Below are 21,721 nucleotides of genomic sequence, written 5' to 3'. Positions count from 1 at the left end.
ATGCTCAAGGGCTTCTCCCCCTTACTGTCCCATTCTGTGTTGACTACCGATCGCTCTCCGCGGAGAGCTTCGCTCCCAGGCTGCCGCCCGGATGGTATAAATGAAAGCTTTCTTTCGTAAATCCCTTCACCTTGCACAGCGTAACCGCCAGCGCGTCCCCTACGGCAAGCTGGAGCAGCGCGCTCGTCGTCGGCGCCAACCCGAGATGATCGGCTTCGCGTTCGTAGTTGTACGACAACACCGCGTCGCAATGCCGGCCAAGCGTCGAGTCCGCATTTTTCGTAATCGCGATGCACTTCGACCCGATTTTCTGAATAATGCCGAGCACGTTCAGCACCTCCGCCGTCTCGCCGCTATTGGACAACAAGATGACGACGTCTTTGCGCTCGATCATGCCGCTGTCGCCATGCACCGCCTCGGCGGAATGGACGAAGAAAGCAGGCGTACCCGTACTGGACAGCGAAGCGGCGATCTTTTTCCCGATATGTCCCGATTTGCCGATCCCGGTCACCACCACTTTGCCCGTGCAGGCCTCCAGCATTTTCACGGCTTTCACATATTCCTCTCCAACCTGCTTGCTCGTTTGGTAAAGCGCGTTGGCCTCATTCTCCAACGACTCTTGCACCCATTTATGAATCATCGCGTCGATGCTCCTTTCCTGTTGAAACGTAACGATTTATTTGATTCCCGTCGTCTTGATGCCCTCAACCAAGTAGCGTTGGGCGACGAAGAAGAGTAGAAACGTCGGGATCGCCGCAATGACGGCCGCGGCCAGAACGACGTTCCAAGGCGTGTAATACCCGCCCCCGACCAGATTGGCTAATTGCTGCTGCACCACCCACAAATTCTCGTTTTGCGTAATGATCAACGGCCACAAATACGAGTTCCAGTTCGCCAGGAAAAATCCGATCGTCAGCGGTACGATGATCGGCACGGATAAAGGCAGCGCAATGCGGAAAAAGGTGCCCGCAATCGACAAACCTTCCATATAAGAAGCTTCCTCCAGCTCTTTCGGGAAGTCGCGATAAAACTGGCGGAATAAAAAGATGCCATAGGCGTTGAAAATGGAAGGAATGATTAATCCCGAATAGGAATCCAGCATCCCGAAGCTTTTGGCGATCAGATACAGCGGAATCGTAATGACCGCGAACGGCACCATCAGCGTGCTCAGCATCCAGGCGAAGATGAATTTCCGCCCGGGGAAACGCAGTCTGGCCAGCGCATATCCGGTCATCGCATGGAACAGCATCGCCACCACCGTTACGGTCACGCTGACGATGAGCGAATTGCCGATCGAGCGCAGCAGCTTGGTGGAATGGATCGCTTCCGCGAAATTTCCCAAGACGAACTCCGTCGGCAGAAACGCGACGTCAAGCACATTGGCCTCCGAACGCAGCGAGCTGATCACCAGCGTATAGATCGGGAATATTAACAGTAAGCCGCAAATGACGGCTAGAACGGATAATACCGTCCGCTCTGAAGTTCTCATCCAGTCCACCACCTAATCTTTCGAGGAGAAAAGTTTCAATTGAATCAGGGATAACACGAAAATCATCAAAAACAACACAAAGGCGAGCGCCGAAGAATATCCCATGTTAAGCAATTGGAAGCCTTGTTTGAAAATGTAGACGACGCTGACCTCCGTGCTGCTGGCAGGTCCCCCTTTGGTCATGACCATAATCTGGTCGAACACCTGGAAGGAACCGATCGTCGTCACGACGAGAATGAACGTGCTTGTTTCCTTCAGCAGCGGGAACGTAATGCTCCGGAACGTTTCCCAGCGGTTCGCCCCGTCGATGCGTGCCGCCTCGAAGTAGTCTTTCGGTATTTCCTTGATCGCCGACAGGAAAATGATCATGTTATATCCGATATTGATCCACAGCAGAATCGCAACGATGCTGTATAACGCCTGCGAAGTCGACCCGAGAAACTGCTGCGGGGCGATGCCGACGAAGCCGAGCAATTCATTGACGATCCCGTTCCGCGGATCGAGCATGTACATCCCGATAATGGCGGAAATGACGGAAGTAATCGCGAACGGCAGCAGGAACATCGTCCGGACCGGCGAAACGATCTTCCCCCGCAAAGCGTTCAACATCAAAGCCGAACCTAACGAGAGACAGAAAAGCAACGGGACGTAAATGACGCTGAACTGCAGCGTTTTCCCGACCGAATGCCACCAATCCTTGTCCTTGAACAAGGTCGCGTAGTTATCCAAACCGATAAACTTCATCGGATTCAACGCATCCCACTGATGCAAGCTGACATAGAAGGCATAAATGATCGGAATAAAGACAAAGATCAGAAGTCCGACGAGATCGGGCAGCAAAAAGCAGTATGCCGTGATCCGCTCCTGTACCGCTCTTGAACGCAATCGCTTTGGAATCACTGAATACCCTCCTCCAAAAAAAGAATGCGGGGGACGACGTAACCGACCGCGCCCCCGACTAATCGTAAATACCTATTGCTTTAACGCTTCGCTAATTTTGGCATCCGCTTCTTTCGCCGCGTCCGCACCCGAGAGAGCGCCGAACATGACTTTCGTCATTGCGTCCCCGATCGCTTCTACGACAGCCGGAGAGTAGACAGGCTCCGGAATGCCCGTTTCATAGATTTCGTCCGTATAGGTTTTGCGCATGCCTTTGTTGTAAATTTCTTTCCCTTCTTCGATAACCGATTGACGGGCAGGGTAAGCGAATTTCGTTTCCGTCGCCCATTTCAAAGGACGTTTCGTGTCGGAAGCGAAAGCCCACATGACGAACTTGGCCGCTTCTTCCATATTGGCGCTCTTCGCGTTGACGGCAAATTTCCAGCCGCCCGCCGTCGTTACGGGCTTGCCGCCTTCCGGAATCGGAAGCGGAGCCAGCTTAATCGGCACGTCGCCGAATACTTCTTCCGCTCTGCTAATGGCCCAAGTGCCGCAAATTTGCATCGCTGCGGAGCCTTTGCCCAAGTTGTCGATTTCCCACGGTCCGTATTGCAGCTTGGACGGAGACAATCCTTCTTTGAAGAACGTGCCCCAGAAGTCGAGCGCTTTGGCCGTCTCCGGCGAGTTGAACGCCGAGGATTTGCCGTCTTCGCTAAGCACCGCGCCGCCCGCTTGCCATAAGAACGGATAGAAGTTGAAGTTGAAGTACGCTCCCTTATCCGGCGGAAGCACGAGACCCGCTACCTTGTTCGTCGTCAGCTTCCGCGCCGCTTCGAGCAATTCGTCCCATGTCTTCGGCACTTCCACGCCTGCCTGCTTCAACATGTCTTCGTTGTAATAGAGTCCGAGAAGCTCCATCTCGTATGGGAGAGCCAGCACTTTGCCGTCAACGGTGACGGCGTCAAGCGCCGAAGGAAGGAAATCCTCCCGCGAGCCTTCCGGGAAATATGGAGCCAGATCGGCCAGGTAGCCCGAATTGGCGAATTTCATAAAGTCGCCGGGGCTGATCATGTAAATATCCGGTCCGTTGCCGCCGGAGAAGGCGATCGGAAGTTTCGTCGCGGTATAGTCGGCTTGGTTGTATGTCGAATACTCAATCTGCACCGCATCTTGGGATTCGTTGTATTCCTTCACCAAATCTTCGAAAAACTTCTGTTCGGCTTCCGTATGCATATCCCAAAATTGCAGCTTGATTTTCTCTTTCGAACCCGAACCGGCGTTCTTCGTTCCGTCGTCCGTACCGGACGTTTCGGCCGGTTGGCCGGTTTGATTCGCATTGTTCGATCCGCAACCGACTTGAAAAATGAGGAGGAGTGCCATAGCGATCGGCACGATCAATTTCCAGCTTTTCTTATTCATTGGATGGTGGGTCCCCTTTCAGTTTGTGATCGACTTCAGTATAAAGTCGGGGGACCCATGCAAGTAACGGGAAATAATTTAGGGGGGTGGATTATTTTTCGATTTCGGATAGGAAACGGTCGATGCCCGTCCGTATTTCGGCAACCAGATCTTCCGGCTGGGCGCGGTTATACAGCAAGCGCTGCAAAGCATTGTTGAAGACGCTGCCGATCTCCGCCGGGTATTGCGGCTCTTGCCGTTCCGTACCGAAAATTTGCTTGGTGAATACGTTCCGCAAGCCTTTCAAGTACAGCTCTCCGCCGGCTTCCATGACCGACTTGCGCGGGGGGTAGGCGAACTTGACTTCGCTCACCCATTTGAGCGGGATATCCTGCCTTTGGGCGAATGCCCACATAACGAATTTAATCGCTTCTTCCGTATTTTTGCCGTAATGATTGACGCCGATTTTCCAACCGCCGGCGATCGTCATATGTTGCCCGCCTTCCGGCGCAGGCAGCGGAACGACGCCGATGCTGCGGTCGGCATAGATCGTCTCCAGCATGCGGATGTTCCAAGTGCCGCTCACCTGCATGGCGGTCTCGCCGCTCGCGAGGATGCCGATATCGGTCGTCGGCCGCGAAGGATGCAAATTGAGCAAACCTTCGTCGATCATGCCGCGGAAAAAGGCGAACATTTCCGTCGCCTCGGGACCGTTCAGCCCCGCGCTGCGCCCGTCCTCCGTCATCAGGTCCGAGCCCGTTTGCCATAGGAACGGCAGCCAGTTGAAGCTTTGGTACACGCTTTTGAACGTTTCCAGCGTCAAGCCGCTGACGTTATCGGATTTCAACGCCGAAGCGGCATCCTTCATCTCCTGCCATGTCTTCGGCGGCTGCAGCCCCCGGCTCTCGAACATGTCCCGGTTATAGTAAAGCCCGAGCAGTTCGGTTTCGATCGGCACGGCGTAAATGTCCCCGTCGATCGTCACCGATTCCAGCGCCGAGTCGTAGAAATCGTCTCTAATTTCCTGCGTGAAATAGGGGGTGAACGGCTGCAGTATGCCGGCCGCTTCGAAGCGGCGAATCGTTCCCGGCGACACGAAGAAGATATCCGGACCGTGCCCGGAAGCGAAAGAAGCCATCAGACGGTTGTCGCTGAAATACGTGTCGCTGGAGATGAAATCGACCTTGATGTCGACATTCGGATGTTCTTCAGCGTACCGCTTGGCCAGCCATTGCCAAAATTCGAATTCGCGCCCCGTGTGAAATGACAACAGCCGCAATTCGATCCGGTCGGGATGGATGCCGGGTACATCCGGATTGCGCAGCAAAATGTCGGTATCGTTCCTCCCGGTATCGCGATCGGAAGCTTGCTTGTCCCGGCAAGCTGTGACGGTAAGCGAAACGAGAAGCGCCAGCAGCACCAGCCCTGCCCGTTTTACGGCCCTATTTCTCATCTTCCTCTTCCTTCCGGTAAAAAAATTGGCGGTATTCTCCCGGCGTGACGCCTTCCGTCTTTTTGAACAGCCGGGAAAAATATTTGACGTCCTGGTAGCCGACCATTTGCGCAATGCTGTACAGCTTCAAATCCGGGTCCATCATAAGAACTTTGGCTTTGTCCATCCGGTATTGGGTCACATATTCAACGAACGACATCCCCATTTCTTGCTTGAAAAACGAGCTGAAGTAGCTGCCGCTCATACGAACATGGCCGGACACGTCGTCGAGAGACAGATCTTTCATGTAATGCTGATGGATGAAGCCGACGGCGGTTTCCAACGTACGATTATGTTTTTGCTGCTTTTTCCATTCCGCGGAGGAAACGCTCGCTTCGATCAGCTTCGTCATAAACTTCATATAGTCGTCCGCGGAGAAGTGTTCGTGGAACAGATCGTACGGCTTCATCGCGTCCTGAAAGACGAGTCCCGCGATTTTCTTCTCGTATATAAACCGCACGACGGAGGACAGCAATTGCAGGCAATATTTATGGAACACTTGATACGTCACATTTTGCTTCAGAATACATTCGATAAACTGCTTCAGAAGATCTCCCGCTTTCCCGGCCTGCCCTTCGCGAATCGACACGATTAGCGCGGTATCCAGATCGCTCGGGTAGCCGGATTGCCGCTGGCCGTTAAAGAACAGATCGTTATAGTCGTGAACCTTGCCGTTTCCGTAAATCCATTTGTTCAACAGCGCTTCCTTGGCGCCCGCGAACACGGACGGCAGCTGCTCGAACCGTTTCGTCTCGCCGCTAATGCCGACCGAGATGGAAATTTTCACCCATCGGCGAACTTCGTAGATCATGGACTCATACACATGCTGCGGACAAGGTTCGTTGACAAGCAGAAAATAAATATGCGAGCCGCCCGCGAACAGGAAGAAGCACGCGAGATCCGGCTGCCCTTTCAAAATTTCATACGCGATGTTGCGAACCGCGAACAACACGAGTTGGCGGTCCCCCCACTGGTCTTCGGTCACCAGTTCCTCGAAGTCGTCGATTTCCACCGCAACGATGCGGTACGCCGAACCGTCCGCCGGGAGCCGGCCCCGCAGCCGTTCCATATATTCCTCGGCATCTTCCACCCCAAGCAGCCAATCCTTCCAAAGCTTGGAGTATTGGAAATCCGAAGTGATCGCCGAAGGCAACGTACGCGGCGTCCGTATTTCCGTCTTCAGCCGTCCCAGCAAGTCTTTCACTTCATCGGGCTTCAGCGGCTTCAGCAAATAATCGAACGCGCCGAAACGAATCGCCGTCTTGGCATATTCGAAATACCCGTAACCGGACAGTATGACGACATGCAGCGGGTATTCCTTCAAAACGTTCAATAAATCCAATCCGTTCATGTTCGGCATGCGAATGTCGGTAATGACCAGATCGGGCATATTCCGTTTCACCATCTCAAGCGCTTCCAAGCCGTTCTTCGCCTGTCCGACTACGCTCCACTCCGGATCGATCGCCGGTATGAGCTTCGTTAGTCCGCCCCGAACTTTCGGCTCGTCATCCACGATCAGCACTTTATACATCGTTCCCGTCCCCCTTATTGATGTGAAGCTAGGCGCATGCGGGCGCTATCGAATGGCCGGGATCAGTATCGTAATCGTCGTCCCTTGGCCGTATACCGAATGCACCTGCACCCCGAATTCGGGTCCGTACTCCAGCTTCAACCTGTCGTTCAAATTATAAATGCCAATGCCATGCACCATCCGCTCCCGGATCATCTGCAGCTTTTCCTCGGGAATCCCGCTTCCATTGTCCCGTATGACAATTCGAATTGCCTCTCCGCTGGCTTCGAGCGACATGCCGATTTCGATTTTGCCTCCCGATTCCATATCCTCCATCCCGTGCAAAATGGAATTCTCCAGATAAGGCTGCAGCAGCATTCGCGGCACTTTATAGCCGTATACCGAAGGATCCGCGTGAAATTCGACGTCGAATCGCTCCTCGAAACGCATCTCTTGCAAATAAGCGTAGTTCTTCGCCCATTGCAGCTCCTCTTCGATCGTGACGAGCGGCCCTCCGGGACGAATGGCATACCGCATCATGTCGCTGAGCGAAGTGATCATATTGCTGATGTCCATTTGCCCTCTCTCGATCGCGATCCAATTCATCGCATCGAGCGTGTTGTATACGAAATGCGGATTGATTTGCGCCTGGAGCGCTTTCACTTCCGCATCCTTCTCCTGCTTGGAGATGACTTTGACTTCTTCGATGAGATCGTTGATCCGTGCGCTCATAATATTGAACGAGGATTGCAGCAGCCCGATTTCATCCTCCGAGTCGGCCTGCATTCGGAATTCGAAGTTATCTTTCTGAATCCGCTTCATCGCGACGGCCATCCGGCTGATCGGCTTCGTCACGTAATGAGTCATGAGCCAAGCGAGCAGGGCGAACAACAAGGCGAAGACGAACATCGTCACGATAAAAAAACGTTTCAACGAGCCCGATTGCTCCTCGATGTCCGATTGCGGGATAAACGAGAAATAGTACCAATCGTTGTACTCGGAACGCACCATGCCGATCCGGTATTCCTCCCCGTTGATCTCGCGGGTAAGCAGCTGGCGCTGCTGCGTCATCATCTCCTCGTAGAACGGAAGTTCGTTTAACCGGATGCGATACGCTTCCGAATTGCGGTGCCAGATGACGTTGCCCTGCCGGTCCGCAATGAGCAATACCCCATACGGGCTGACATTAATATTGCCCACGATACTGTCGAGCGCTGCGATCTTCACGTTCATCATGAGGATGCCGATGCGCTGGAACGCGTCGGTTACATCCTTCACCTGCATGCCGACGGGAAAATAATAAGTTGGCTTCGAGAAGTAATTGTTCGGCAATATTTCGTACGTCGGCAACCAAACGATGCGGCCGTCCTCTTCCGCGACTTTCCGCTGCCAATCCTTGTGCTTCTCCAATACGGGTTTAAACAGGCCCGGACCTTTAATATCGGCAAAATAAATTTCTTCGTTGGCGGCCATTAAATAGATGGAATCGATGTCGTCCTTGCCGCCGAGCGAATCGCGGAGAAAGCGGTTGATCTGATCCTCCGCATTCCGCCCGATGTCGGCATTGTCGCTCTTGACGGCCGCGCGGCTTAGCTGTTCGATCAACGTTTGATTATCGTAAATGTCAAGCATCCTGTTCTCGATATCGGCAAGCATCTGGTCGACGTTATTTTTCACGAGCGTAAGCACCTGCACCGATTCCCGATCCACCCTCTCGGCGGCGAATTTGCTTGAACTGCGGTAAAAAATCGTTCCGGAAAAAACGAGCGGAGCCAAAATAAATATCGCCAGAACGATCATTAGCTTGCTTCTTAATTTCACGCTTTTGATCCGTCTTCTTATCGTTCCCATGATCCTCTCCCGTTCATTAAGCGCTTACATTTATGGCTCGGTCCACCATTGTGACATCGATTGCACATTGTTACAGAAATTATACCGCCAATGCCCGCTATTTTCAAAGATTGTTTTTGGGAGAACGCGTCGAAAATCTAAAAATAGTCCACCCTGCCGTAATTATTTCCCGTTACGAGATCGCTCCAAGCCATTTATACTGGGGAATGATTCCAACAAGAAAGGAGAATAGAAAAACATGAAGCATCCTTTGAAAGCGGTGTTGGCGCTGAGCCTCGCATTGCTGCTCCTTCCCTCGCCGTTCGGGGCGAACCGGGCCCATGCGGTCGTTCCGGAGGAAAGCACCTTCTTCGCCACCGCATTCGTAGATGAGGGAAGCACCTACAATACAAGGAGCGACGGCGATCTATGGCCTTCGGCCTGGTCGGACGACGGCAATCTGTATTTGGCCAACGGCGACGGCTGGGGCTGGACCAATCAGGGCTGGCACGACATCGTCTTTAACAAAATTACGGACGGACACCCGGATACCCGCAATTTGTCGGGCAATCGTGTAAGCGTCAACATGGGACAAGTGTGGAGCGGCCAGAAATGCATGGACGGAAGCCCCGCTTACAACCGCAAACCGACCGGACTGACGTCCCGGGGCGGCATATTGTGGCTGGCCGTTCAAGATTTGAACCGCTGTCCGGGCCCGAGGTTTTACGGCCCGACGTTCAACGACGCGCCGAACGCCACCATTCTCAGATCGGACGACAAAGGCGTGACATGGACATGGGACACTTCGGGACCGATGTTCTCGAATCATACGTTTACGACGATCTTTTTTCTGGATTGGGGCCAGGACGGAGTAGACAATAATCCGAATACGACATGGGACGACTACATCTACGCCTATGGCATGGACGGCAATTGGCGCGATTCGTTCGGCGACACGGTGCCGGATCCGACGAAAGTGTATTTGGCCCGAATATCGGCTGCGGATGACGTTCAAGATTTGAACAATTGGCAGTTTTGGACGGGAGGCCTGGACGGAGGGGAACCTTCCTGGTCCGCGCCCGGCGACATCGCCGCGAAACAGCCCGTTTTGCAGGACGACAGAAGAGTTTATTCCAATGTCATTTTCAATTTCCCGAACAGCGACATTAAAGATATGACGCCGATCTCTCAAGGAAGCGTAACGTATAACAGGGCGTTGGACCGGTATATCTACCTTTCGTGGACGGAATACACATTCGAGTTCTACGAATCGCCCACGCCTTGGGGTCCTTGGAAACGATTCCTGTCCAAAGATTTCGGACCGTACACTTCGCCGTGGAAAATCGGCAAAAACGGGGGCTATGCGACGGTCATGCCGTCCAAATACATTAGCTCCGACGGGAAACGCATGTGGTTTAACGCCAACTCTTTCGAGGGACCCGTCAATAACTACAATTTTTCTCTAAGACAGTTGTATGTCACGCCTCATAATCCCGACTTGAAGCCGGAGAACGAGAAGAGCGACACGAACAATTTGGCCGGGACCGGCGAGAGCGTAACGCCGATTGCGGGCGCCAGCTTCCATCAAGGGAATCCGTGGGCGTTGAATGACGGCATCATCGCGGGCACCGACGATTGGAACGGGGAGAAGAAAGAGCACAGCAGTTGGGGCTATACGTGGTCCCGGCCGTATCACTTGAATAAAGTCGTTTATACGTCAGGAAATACGTTCCTGGACGGCGGCTATTTCAGCAGCGATTTGAAAGTGCAAGTTCGCCAAAATTTCGAATGGGTAGACGTTTCGGATATGAAGGTAAGCCCGGATTATCCTTATGATTTTACCGCCAAAAACCAGACATTCACGTTCCGATTCGACGATACTTGGGGAGACGGCGTACGCATCATCGGCAAGGCCGGGGGCGCTGCCCGCTTCACATCGATCAGCGAGCTCGAAGCGTATTATTCGCATGACACGACGGCGGACGTTTACGCAAGCTACAGCTTGGAGTACGACCCGGATTCCGGCATGCTGGAAGGACGGCTGTACACGAAATATCCGGAGGTCGTGCGCGTGTATGCCGAAACGGAAGACGGTACGGTCACGGAAATCCCTCATCGGATTGGCCCGACATTATACGACGACGATAACCAGGCTTACACCGGGCTCGATTTCAGCGATTCGGCCGGTTCGGATATCGTGAAGATTACGGTGTCCGGCGGGCAGCAGCAGCGGGAATGGGTACGCGGAGACGAATCGGGCCCTTACCGCATCGAGTATGCGAACGAATCGGTGAAGCTGGACGTATACCGCATGCAAGGCGCAGAATACTTCCACACCGTTACCGCGGATACCTATATGCGGCCGGGGCAAACGATAGTCGGCTTTACCGCCGCGGCATCGGTTTCGGATAACGTGTACGGCATTGAAGTCGCGTTCCCGCATCGCGAAGGCGGGACGAACGCCGGCATCGGGCAGCTGGCCTTGAACGATTGGGAACTGGTCGAGCGAGGAGCTGGCGGTTCCGGTTCCGATTCCGACTCCGGTTCCGCCATCGTTCCGCTACGGAATATGTACCCGATCAACGAGTATACGATCGTCATCGAAACGGATACGCCGCTCTCCCCTTCCCGGGAGTATGAGCTGAAACTGGGCGGCGCCAGCAACGGGGACGAAGTGAAGATGCCGAAGGAAGGCGTCTATGCGGCGTACGTGAAAATCGGTACGCTGGAATCGGGCGGCGAATCCGCGAATTCGCCTGTCCATGCCGAGAACGCCTTATATTTCCGGCAAGTTCGCATCGCGGGGACGGGTTCGCCGGGCGGCGGGGACGGCGGCGGCTCGCCGGGAGGCGGATCATCCGGCGGGACCGTTTCAAGCGGCAGCGGACAGCCGGAGAAGGAGTTGATTCCGGCGGATCCGGAAGCGCAGGTCGTCACCGAGCATGAGTTGAAGAACGGCAAAGACGGTGTCGTCCGCATTGCAGCGGCCGAAGGTAAGACCAGAATGATGCTGCCCGCCGATGCGGCGGATGTGCTGGGCGAGAACCGGCTTCTATTCGAATTCCCGGGCATGCAAGCGCAGATTCCTTCGTTGCTGCTGCGCGAGCTGAGCGTTCTCATCGCGGCGGACGATGCGAAAGAAGCGCGCATTGTCTTCGAAGCGAAGCCTGTTGCGGGCAAAGACGCGGCAGCGCTGTTGAGCCAAGTCGATCGCCGCACGAAAGCGGAGGTTGCGATGGCAGGCAGCTTGTACGAGTTGAAGCTGATGATTATGACGAAAGACGGCGTGGAGAAGGAATTGGACCAATTCCCTTATCCGATCACGCTTGCGCTGGCAATCGATAAGAACGCCGACAAACCGTTGGCCGGACTGTATTACATTACCGCCAGCGGCGAGTTGGAATACTTGGGCGCGGAGCAAAGAGACGGCTTCCTGATCGCCCCGGTAGCGCATTTGGGCACTTTGAGCGTATTGGAATATCATTTGGAATTCCCGGACGTTCCGTCTTCCCATTGGGCGTACCGCATGCTCAAGGAGATGGCCGCGAAGCGGTTCGTGGAAGGCGCGGAAGCCGGCATGTTCGAGCCGAACCGCGCGATGACGCGCGCCGAGTTCACGGCGCTGATCGCCCGCGCCCTTGAATTGAGCGCGGCCGGGCCGGCCGGCTTCGAAGACGTGCCCGCGGACGCGTGGTACGCGAAGCTCGTCGCTGCGGCGCATGAGGCGGGCATCGTCGAAGGCCGCAGCGATGCCGAATTTGCGCCGGGCGCGCTTATTTCGCGGCAGGAGATGGCCGCGATCATCGTGCGCGCGTACGAGCGCCGCAACGGCTCGGTGCCGCCACGGTACGGCGGCGAGGCTTCCGCCTTCGCGGACCGGGATGTCGCCGGCGCGTGGGCGCTCCCTTACATCGACGCGGCCGCTCGAACCGGCCTCGTCCAAGGACGCGGCGGCGACCGGTTTGCGCCGCTTGCGCAAATGACGCGCGCGGAAGGAACGCAGATTGTATACAATCTGCTAACGCGCTAGCGTCTCGAAGATGATGAACCGCAGGAGCGCTCGCTCCTGCGGTTTTCTAATTTGCGGGTAAGCCGGGGCGGCAGGGAATGAGGAGGTAAGGTATGTTGCGTTAGGTGGCGCTAAATGGCAGGGAATGAAAGGTAAGGTTGTTCCGTTAGGTGGGCCAAGTAACAGGGAATGAGGAGATAAGTTTGTTCTGTTTGGTTACGCTAGGCGACAGGGGATGGGAGGTAAGCTTGTTCCGTTAGGTCAGGCTAAGAGAGGGCGGCCCCTTGTTAGGTAAGAATAGGTAAGGTCGGTCTTGCTAAGCTAGGCTAGTGGTCACTTTTGTCAGGCTAGGTTGAGCGGAGCCGGTCCCGAGCTTGGTTGGGATGAGTTTGGAGGTCCTCGTTTGGTTGCGTTGAGTGTAAGCGATCCTCGCGTGGTTGATTTGGATGGAGCATGGAGTAGTACTTGCTGGGTTGGGATATAGCGGACGCCGCCGCTCATAGTTTTGACGTAACTAGCGCCAAAAACCGGAGGTAATTCGGCCGTTCTTCTCACTTTTTCCACATTAGCTCCAAAATCTACCTCTAATTCCGCCCATGCCAGCCTTTTTACTATATAACCTGCTAATTAGCTCCGAAAATTCCCACTAAATCAAACATTCCCGTTGGATGTTATAGAATAAAGGTAGTTTATTCCACTAATTCATGCTGCTTCAGTCTCCCCTCCCTCCTCACAAGAAATTAAGGTGGAATGCCCCGCCCCATACAGAAAAGTTATTTGCGCAAATTATTCGATTTATTGTTCATAAGGCCCGTTGCCCGTTGGAAAATGTCCAATGAAAACTGCAAATTTTTCGTTCAAGAGGGGCTCGGATTGGAAATCATCCAATGGTTTGACCGCCTTTCCGTGTTTTAGCCCCGTTTTTGAAGATTTGATTGGATGAATTCCAATGAAGAGTGGCATTACGGCATCGAAATGGCGATAACATTGGACAAAATCCAGCGGCGGACGGCCGAGCGTGCAACCCAATTGCGCTGATTGGCAGCCGTCATCGCGTGGTCCATTGCATGGTCATTGCGGTCCATACGCAACCGTGTCACCGTAGTCATTGCGCTTCATCCATACCAGGGCGGTCGCATGACCATCACGATTCGTACGCCGCCGTCGTCGCGGCATAACGCTCCATTCACATCCCGCCGCCGCTAGCCGCCGCGCACGGATCCGCAAGCCCCAGCCCACTCGCGGCCGCCCGGCCCGGCGCCGGCCATAAAAAAGGACCTTACGCCATGTAAGGTCCCTCGCAGCGATCGCGCCTACGCCAAAGCTTCCTTCAGCTCTTCGGGCGAACGTTCCCACCACTCCGGCTTCTGCGTCATGAGCAATTGGCGCAGCGCCGCTTTCTCGCTGTCGTCCAAGCCTTCGAAGATGAAGCGGCGTTTCAACGCGTAGTCCAGCTTGTTGACATGATCGGCGAGAATTTTCCACCCGCGGCGCGCCTCCTCGTCAACCAGCATTTCGCAGGCCGTAGCCCCGGCGTAATACGCTCCCTCTTCCGTATGGTCGACGGCCACCCACACGACCCAGCACTTCCGGCCGTTCGGCACTTCGCTCCGGTCCGTCAGGAATTTGATGCCCTTCTCTACCTTGCTCTTGGCATGCAACGCGCCGACATCGACGTATGCCTCTCCCCGATCGATAATGACCGGCGAGACGTTATTCAAATCGATCGAACCGGCGCCGAAGCCTTTATGTTTTTTCGTACCGACAATATTTAAAGCGAACATCTTCTTCTCTTTCTGTTCCCCATTATTCATCATTCAAAGTCCTCCTGAAATTCCAGTCAAACCATGCGGCCCGGAAATCCCCGCCGCAGCGCATCGATCCGGTGCCGGAGCATGGCCTTAGATTTAATTTCATTTTAGCTAATAATCTCGAAAATGCAAACATATACATGCTGTAGAAGCTTGTCAACGGGAGGTAAAAGTGTATGACTTCACGCCATACCAAACGAATTGTGCTCATCTCTCTCTCCATCACGATAGCCGCCGTATTCGTCCTGTGGATGATCTACAGCAAATCCGATCCTTCGATCACTTCGTTCGGGCCGGAGGGACGCCAGAACCATGGTTACGTTGAACCGCAAACGATTCAATCGCCGAAATCGGAAGTGCTCAGCGATCGTTTGGTCGAGTACCATATCAATGTGCGATTGGACGATTCCGGTCCGACCAAATCATTGTTCGGGGAGCAAACGGTATCTTGGACGAATCCCGGCAAAAACGAAGTGGAGGAGCTGTATTTCCACCTCTATCCGAACGCGTTCGAATCGATGAACACGACGTTTATGCGGGAATCCGGAGGCAGGCTCAGGAACGATACGATGAAGGAAGGCGGATACGGCTCCATGGAAGTAACCGATGTGCTTACGACCGAAGGCGCCTCCCTCATGCAGAGGGCTTCGTTCGTTCAGCCCGACGATAACAACGCGCATGACCGCACTTTGATGAAAATTCGCCTTCCCCAGCCGATCAAGCCGGACGAGACGGTAACGTTGAAAATGAAGTTCACGGTGAAATTGCCCCAAGTATTCGCCCGAATGGGAGCCGCAGGCGATTTTGTCATGGCGGGCCAATGGTTTCCGAAACTATCCGCTTACGAAACGGCCGGCATGAGAGGACGAACGGCCGAAGGGTGGAATTTGCATCAATATCACGGAAATTCCGAGTTTTACTCCAATTTCGGCATCTATAGCGTCAACATTCAGGTCCCGTCATCCTATATCGTTGCGGCAACCGGCTTCCCGACAGGCGAAGCGGTCGTTCGAAACGGCACGAAGACGTATCAATATTACGCCGACGATGTGCATGACTTCGCTTGGGCCGCTTCTCCCGATTTCATATATGCCGAGGAACCATTCTCCGCGCCGAACGTGCCTGGCGTACGCATTAAATTGTATTTGGATCCGCTGCATAAAGATTTGAAAGAGCGGTATTTTCACGCCGCCAAAGCGTCGTTGACGAGGTACAGCGAATGGTTTGGCCAATATCCGTACTCCACGCTCTCGATCGTCGTCCCGCCCAAGGACGGGAACGGCGCGGGGGGGATGGAATACCCGACGCTGGTTACCGCGTTCGGAGCCGAGAGCGGCAATCCCGGATACGATTTGCTCGAGCGGACGGTCGTGCATGAGATCGGGCATCAATATTTCTACGGCATGATTGCCAGCAATGAATTCGAGGAGGCGTGGCTCGACGAAGGCTTTACATCGTATGCGGAAGACCGCGTCATGGAAGCGGAGTACGGCATCGTGCCCAACTTGCCGATCCAGGCAAGCTATATGACCGATCCGGCGCCTCTGCCGCAGCTGGCTTGGCAATTCAACAACCATAGCCATTATGCGGAAAACGTCTATACCAGAGCGAAGCTTGTCTTGATCGGCATCGAACGCCAGGTCGGGACGAAGACAATGAATAAAATTATGCGCACCTACTTTAACAAATGGAGATTCAAGCATCCGACAACGGCCGATTTCCAGAGGGTCGTAGAACAAGTGACGAAGAAAAAATGGACGGACTATTTCAACCAATACGTATACGGCGGTCTAATGGCCGACTTCGCCGTCGAACGGATCGACTCGAGAACGATCGAGGTAGACGGCGTCCGCCAATCCGAATCGTTCGTCGTCATTCGCAAACGCGGCGGCGATTACCATCCGGTGCCGATCGTCTTCCAATTTCAAGACGGGAAAACGGTTCGCAAAAATTGGGACGGGCAAACGACAACGGTACAATATAAGCTTACCCATACTTCGCCGCTGGAATGGGTGATGATCGATCCGCAGCATACGATCGTGCTCGAGAATAAACATATTAACAATTATATGAAGGCGCATGTCGAAGAACCGGTTCGAACGCGGTGGAATTTGAGCGTTGTGAAAATAATCGAGAGCCTGTTGAACGCGCTCGCGTGGTGAGGTGGGTTGGCCGATGAAGCAATATATCAAAGAGGGATGGAAAACGGTTAAAGACCATTTCTATATCGTCATCATTTTATTTTTGTACCAATTGTTATGGGGATTTTTCCTGTACCGTTTCATAGAATCGATCGTCAGCCCGCTGCTGGCGAGATACCCTAATCCGGCTCCGACGGAGCTGAGCGTGCATCTGTTCATGATGGAAGGACAATTTCAACTGATCAAAACCGATCTCGCCGACTATTATATTTGGATGCTTGCCGGCATGTTCGCGATCCGCATGTTGATGTCGCCTTTCATTAACGCGGGCCTTCTCTACTCTATTCACCACCGGTCGGACGAGGCGGGACCGCTCTTCTTCAGAGGGATCCGAAAAGCATGGAAGCCGATCCTGATCTTCTACTGGTTGGAAACGATCGTCGCGCTGGTCCCGGCCGTATGGATCGTCCCCCGGATCCTTCGCCTGCTGGCGGAGGAAGTTGCCTATCAATCGATGATCTATAAAGGAGTTCCGTACTTGCTCGCTTGGGGCGCCTTCGCGCTCCTCATTCATCAAATGTCTCTCTTCATGCAATTCGGCAAAATCGGCGGCAGAGGAATTCTGCTCTCGTTATGGCTGTCGATCCGCTCTATCATCCCGGTCATGGGCGTCGCGCTCACTCTGCTTGGCGTCGCTCTCGTCGTGGGAAGCCTGTTTACGGCAGCGGCCATGATTTGGACGGGTCTCGTTGCGCTCATCTTGCAACAATCGTATCATCTGTTCCGCCCTATTTTTAAAATATGGCAAACGGCCTCGCAATATCACATTTGGCATGGCAAAACACGAGAATGGTAACATCCCTCCCATACTTATTCGCAAACCTCTCGCTTTCGTACCGCGAAAGCAGAGGTTTTTTTCATGTCCGGAAATATCGATTCGCAAGCTGTAACGGTTTTTTTACCACATTGGACAAATCGTTATCAAATCTGCGCGAAAAAAAGGTTTGAAAAAGTCGATTTCATCTGTTACAATGAAATTCGTGAAGATTTTGTAATAACTTTGTAATCAATTTTGTAACTATTATATTTTTGGTGCTTACATAATATTGCCCAATTCCTATCGCACCGGGAAACGGGGGAACCATTTCGGGTGAATTGATCTCGTTGCAGAGTGATCATAGGGAACCTTCTACCGAACCCTTGAGCTAACCTCGTCGGCATTGGAAGGAGTATTTTGTTTTGAAGAAGAAAATCATCAGCGCAGTAGCGGGTCTCGCTCTTCTGTTTACCGTGCAAGTTGGTAGCGTTTTCGCGGACTCCAAGCTCGACCAGGCAATCGGTGACGTCATCGGCACAAAGTACAAAAGCGGCGGCACGACGACAAGCGGTTTCGATTGCTCCGGATTTACGACGTATATTTTCAAACAATTCGACATCGAATTGCCGCGTACGTCCAAATCCCAACATTCTATCGGCCAGAAAGTTGCGAAAGACGAATTGCAAGCCGGAGATCTCGTATTCTTCAATACGAGCGGGAAAGGCATTTCCCATGTCGGCATTTACGTCGGGGAAGGCAAATTCGCCCATGCCTCTACCAAGAAAGGAATTACCCTCTCCAGTATGAGCGATTCCTATTATGAGAAACGCTATGTCGGAGCGAAACGAGTATTAAATACGGAGCTTTATGAAGATATTGCCATTGAGCCGGATGAATCTTCGGATCATGACGATGTGGAAGTAGAATAATAAATGAGGCCCGCTGCGGAAGTCCTTCGGACAAGCCCGGCGGGCTTTATTATATGCATGAAATAAGCCCGTCCGTTCTTGCATCGAATGGACGGGCTTGATCTATGCCCAACATTATGCGCGTATATTTTTCCGGTAATCGCTGGGCGTAATCCCTTCTTGATTTTTGAAGGCCCGGATAAACGTATTTCGGTTGTTGAACCCCACTTCCTCCCATATTTGCGCGATCGGCTTGTCCGAATGCCGCAGCAGTTCCTTCGCTTTGCCGATGCGAAGCTGTTGAAGATATTCCTGGAATCCGATGCCAAGCTCGTTCTTCAACAGGCGCGACATATATTTGGCGGAAGTGTTGTACTTTTGCGCCAAATATTCCAGATGAATATCCTCGCTATAATGCTCGTCTATAAATTTTTTAAACGCGGTAACATCGAATTTCTGCTGCGCGTTGCTGCATACGAACATAATATTTTCAAAGAAAGAAAAGATATATTGCGTAATTTCGTCTACCGATAACGATTCTCCCGACATAATGAAGCTTACATATTCCTTGCTGACGGAATCGTCCAGCGACCGGTCTTTCTGCTTCAGCACCTGCAGCCCGACAATATAGAAATGCATATACAATTCCCTAATCATCGAATCGGGGATGCCTTGCCCGATATTCGCATCGATCACCCGCTTCAACAGCTCGTATACATCCTCTTGTTTCCCCGACATGAGCAAATTAAACAGTTTATTCTCGTCATGCTTGCTCAGCAAATAGCGAGCGGGTACTTGATCGCTCCCCGTATACGCGTACACCCGCTTGCCGTCGAACGGCGATACGCGCCATAACGCTTTCATCGCTTCGATGTAAGACTCCTGCATCCCCTTATACCCTTGGCGAATCCCCCCAATGCCGGCACAGATGCGCAAGAGGTGCTCGTCGTTTTTGAACAGTCCCACCATTTCTTCGCAATACTCCTCATACGCCGTTCGGTCCGATTGGGCGGGCAAATTAATCAGCAGGCAGAACAAATGCGAATCAATCTCCAGGAAATAGCCGGGACACTGCGGCGGCATGAACGTTTTCATCACTGTTACTATTTTTTGCGACGCTTCGTTCTGGAAACGCTCCGTAAACGTATCGTAAAACGGCTTGCGGAAATGAATTTGAATCAGGGCAATCATAAAATGATCGTTCTCAAACGTAAAATTGCTGTTTTTCAAAAAAGCCCCGATGCTCTCGTCGTCGTACGGATAATTATTTTTCAGCATTTTCACGAAAAAGCGTTCGTTCGCCAGCGGAAGCGTATACGACAGCGCCTCGTTCAACGAATGGACATTGCTCATCATGCGGTTGATTTCGCGGTCCAAATAATGAAACTCATTGCCGTCGTGCGAAGCGGCTTCCTGCGTTTGCGATCCCCTTAACGTACGGACAAGCTTCTGAATCGGCGAATACAAATTGATGCTGAACAGTATGGACAGGATGAGCGACAGCAAAAACGTCAATCCTTCCACCGTATACCGCAAATTTTCGATGTTTTTGAGACTGTCGAGAATATCTTCCTCCGGAATGCTCGCGATCATATCCACTTTGTTATAGAAAAAATCGGCCGTATATTTAATCACTCTCATTTTTTTCCCTTTATAAGTTCCTTTGAACTTATCGGCAGGTTCGCTCAACGCAGCCTGCAAAAATTGCTGCAGTTCGCCGTCGTTTGTAAAATTGGCTTCCGTTGATGCCAGCATATTCCGATTGCGGTCGGCAATGAAAATCATGCTGCCGGGCGTCAGCCGGTAATCGCGCAGCAGATCGGTCATATATTGGGCATTTAAGTGGATAACATACAGGTTATCGGAAGCGTATTCGGCAATTTTCGACTGCACGACGGGAAGAATCGTCTTGTTCTGATTGCGATTGGATCCGGTAATTCGCGAAGGCGGCAAAATTTGAAATAAATCGTGATTCGCGCTGTATTGCTGCCAATATTCGATCGGATATTTCTCCATCGGATATACATTCCCGTAAAAGTAAGATTCCTCATAGGTCCCTTCGTTGCTGATGATCAATTGATTGTCCCGTTTCAAAATATAGGCGCTGTCTATGGAGGCGTTTCCATACTTGACGCGGGCAAGCGACCGAACGCTCTGACTGATGTCGGCATATTTGGGCAATTCGTCGATGCTGAAATCGGCCGAGAATACCTTCATTACGCTGGAATCGAGGGACAGCAAAAAATTGGACTGGTAAATGCCCTCGAACAATTTGTTCAACGAAACGGCCACATTGGACAAAGAGCGGTCATAGTTGCGTTCGAGTTCGGATTCTACATAATGCAAATAGACGTTATAGGTTAAAAAATTGATCGTTTGTATCAGTAAGGAAATCGATACGAACAATATGATAAATCGCGCTAAAATGCTGCGAAACCCGACTCTTATGAGGTTGGAAATGAATGTCTTCACCGCTGGTTTCTCACTCCATGCCTTCGGCCTCCCACCGGAAAGCGGCCGACCGTTACTTGTAAAGTCAGAGTAAGCAAAGCGCCCTGTCTAGTCAAGGTGTTACATTATTCCATCCGTACTTATGTGGAAAGATGTGACTTGATAGAATTTCATGACATGACCGGCAAATCCGCGGAAACTCAGATAAGTAGAAAAACGTGACACGGAACCGGAATTGCACGTGGTGAAACGCGGCAAAGCGCGTTTATTATAGAGTCACATTACACGAAGGAGGATTTGAAAGTGAACAGCGCCAGCATGAAAGCATATTTGAAACGAAACTATCACTATTATATTTTGCTGCTGCTTCCGGCCGCATACTTTGTCGTGTTCCGGTACGGGCCGATCTTGGGAAACATTCTGGCTTTCCGCAAATATGTGCCGGGCGGGTCGATGTTCGGCGCCGAGTGGGTGGGGCTGAAATACTTTCGCATGTTTCTGAACGATCCGAGCTTCTGGGTCGCATTCAAAAATACGTTCATTCTTAGTACGTTAAACTTGCTTTTCATTTTCCCGCTTCCGATTTTGTTTGCCTTGTTGACGAATGAAATGATAAACGGCAAAGTAAGGCGGGTTATCCAGACGATTTCTTATTTCCCGAATTTTCTTTCCGTGGTCGTGATCGTAGGGATGTTAAAAGAACTGCTCTCCCCTTCCAATGGAATCGTCAATGCGATATTGGGCCATTTCGGCTTTGAACCGATCTACTTCGTCAACGAGCCCGAATGGTTCCGGGCGATCTATATCGGTTCGGACGTGTGGCAATTTATGGGATGGAACGCCATCATTTATACGGCTACCTCGTATAGTATCTTTTGAAAGCTCTTATAGGTTAGTTTCCATCCCCTGAGGGGGATGGAAAACGGCCTCGAAATTTCCAGGCTCGTTCTTTGAAAATTTCATCTGGGACTGGACTTTCCGGCATG

15 protein-coding genes and 1 riboswitch are annotated in these 21,721 nt (G+C 52.4%); of the genes, 5 read left to right on the top strand and 10 right to left on the bottom strand.

Annotated features, from left to right (window positions below):
- Positions 1–43: 43 nt before the first annotated feature.
- From LQ229_RS21405 to LQ229_RS21375, 7 genes are all read right to left on the bottom strand, one after another.
- On the bottom strand, positions 44–640 hold the full coding sequence (locus tag LQ229_RS21405) for an SIS domain-containing protein (RefSeq protein ID WP_216541046.1): 597 nt from the start codon (positions 638–640) through the stop codon (positions 44–46).
- A 36-nt stretch (positions 641–676) separates the two neighbouring features.
- Positions 677–1,489 (bottom strand): carbohydrate ABC transporter permease, encoded by an 813-nt coding sequence (locus tag LQ229_RS21400; RefSeq protein WP_230192868.1) that lies wholly within the window; start codon positions 1,487–1,489, stop codon positions 677–679.
- 12 nt (positions 1,490–1,501) lie between these two features.
- Positions 1,502–2,389, bottom strand: coding sequence for a sugar ABC transporter permease (locus LQ229_RS21395; protein ID WP_216541043.1), 888 nt, complete (start codon positions 2,387–2,389; stop codon positions 1,502–1,504).
- A 72-nt stretch (positions 2,390–2,461) separates the two neighbouring features.
- Entirely contained in the window at positions 2,462–3,787 is a 1,326-nt protein-coding gene (locus LQ229_RS21390; protein ID WP_230192867.1) for an ABC transporter substrate-binding protein, read from the bottom strand.
- Positions 3,788–3,878: 91 nt separating this feature from the next.
- Positions 3,879–5,219 carry an ABC transporter substrate-binding protein gene (locus tag LQ229_RS21385; protein ID WP_230192866.1) on the bottom strand — a complete coding sequence of 447 codons (1,341 nt, stop codon included), beginning with the start codon at positions 5,217–5,219 and terminating at the stop codon, positions 3,879–3,881.
- Positions 5,209–6,789, bottom strand: a complete 1,581-nt coding sequence (locus LQ229_RS21380) for a response regulator (RefSeq protein ID WP_230192865.1) — start codon at positions 6,787–6,789, stop codon at positions 5,209–5,211. The genes LQ229_RS21385 and LQ229_RS21380 overlap by 11 nt, the downstream gene beginning before the upstream one ends.
- 45 nt (positions 6,790–6,834) lie before the next feature.
- Positions 6,835–8,619, bottom strand: a complete 1,785-nt coding sequence (locus LQ229_RS21375; protein WP_230192864.1) for a sensor histidine kinase — start codon at positions 8,617–8,619, stop codon at positions 6,835–6,837.
- Positions 8,620–8,857: 238 nt separating this feature from the next.
- Between LQ229_RS21375 and LQ229_RS21370 the strand changes: the two genes are divergently transcribed.
- Complete coding sequence (locus LQ229_RS21370; RefSeq protein ID WP_230192863.1) at positions 8,858–12,628, top strand: S-layer homology domain-containing protein; 3,771 nt, start codon at positions 8,858–8,860, stop codon at positions 12,626–12,628.
- A 941-nt stretch (positions 12,629–13,569) separates the two neighbouring features.
- Here the strand turns inward: LQ229_RS21370 and LQ229_RS21365 are convergent.
- Both LQ229_RS21365 and LQ229_RS21360 read right to left on the bottom strand, forming a co-directional pair.
- Positions 13,570–13,716 (bottom strand): hypothetical protein, encoded by a 147-nt coding sequence (locus LQ229_RS21365; RefSeq protein WP_230192862.1) that lies wholly within the window; start codon positions 13,714–13,716, stop codon positions 13,570–13,572.
- Positions 13,717–13,920: 204 nt separating this feature from the next.
- Entirely contained in the window at positions 13,921–14,421 is a 501-nt protein-coding gene (locus LQ229_RS21360; protein WP_216541050.1) for a YwhD family protein, read from the bottom strand.
- A gap of 173 nt (positions 14,422–14,594) precedes the next feature.
- Here LQ229_RS21360 and LQ229_RS21355 point away from each other — a divergent pair, with 173 nt between their 5' ends.
- The 3 genes from LQ229_RS21355 (at position 14,595) to LQ229_RS21345 (ending at position 18,305) form a co-directional block, all read left to right on the top strand.
- Positions 14,595–16,580: a M1 family metallopeptidase gene (locus LQ229_RS21355; protein ID WP_216541035.1), complete on the top strand. Its 1,986-nt coding sequence runs from the start codon at positions 14,595–14,597 to the stop codon at positions 16,578–16,580.
- Between the two features lie 13 nt (positions 16,581–16,593).
- Positions 16,594–17,415, top strand: coding sequence for a hypothetical protein (locus LQ229_RS21350; RefSeq protein ID WP_230192861.1), 822 nt, complete (start codon positions 16,594–16,596; stop codon positions 17,413–17,415).
- 241 nt (positions 17,416–17,656) lie between these two features.
- Positions 17,657–17,794, top strand: a riboswitch (cyclic di-AMP (ydaO/yuaA leader).
- A gap of 4 nt (positions 17,795–17,798) precedes the next feature.
- The gene (locus LQ229_RS21345; protein ID WP_230192860.1) at positions 17,799–18,305 is read left to right on the top strand and encodes a C40 family peptidase; all 507 of its coding nucleotides are present in this window, start codon (positions 17,799–17,801) and stop codon (positions 18,303–18,305) included.
- 114 nt (positions 18,306–18,419) lie between these two features.
- Here LQ229_RS21345 and LQ229_RS21340 read toward each other — a convergent pair whose 3' ends face one another.
- Entirely contained in the window at positions 18,420–20,756 is a 2,337-nt protein-coding gene (locus LQ229_RS21340; protein ID WP_216541031.1) for an AraC family transcriptional regulator, read from the bottom strand.
- Positions 20,757–21,038: 282 nt separating this feature from the next.
- Here LQ229_RS21340 and LQ229_RS21335 point away from each other — a divergent pair, with 282 nt between their 5' ends.
- Positions 21,039–21,614, top strand: coding sequence for a hypothetical protein (locus LQ229_RS21335; protein ID WP_216541030.1), 576 nt, complete (start codon positions 21,039–21,041; stop codon positions 21,612–21,614).
- Positions 21,615–21,721 lie beyond the last annotated feature (107 nt).

It is taken from the genome of Paenibacillus sp. CECT 9249 (genome assembly GCF_918697855.1).
Classification (GTDB): Bacteria; Bacillota; Bacilli; order Paenibacillales; family Paenibacillaceae; genus MSJ-34.
Note: the sequence above shows the minus strand (reverse complement) of the source record. Positions and strands in the feature narration are given on the sequence as shown.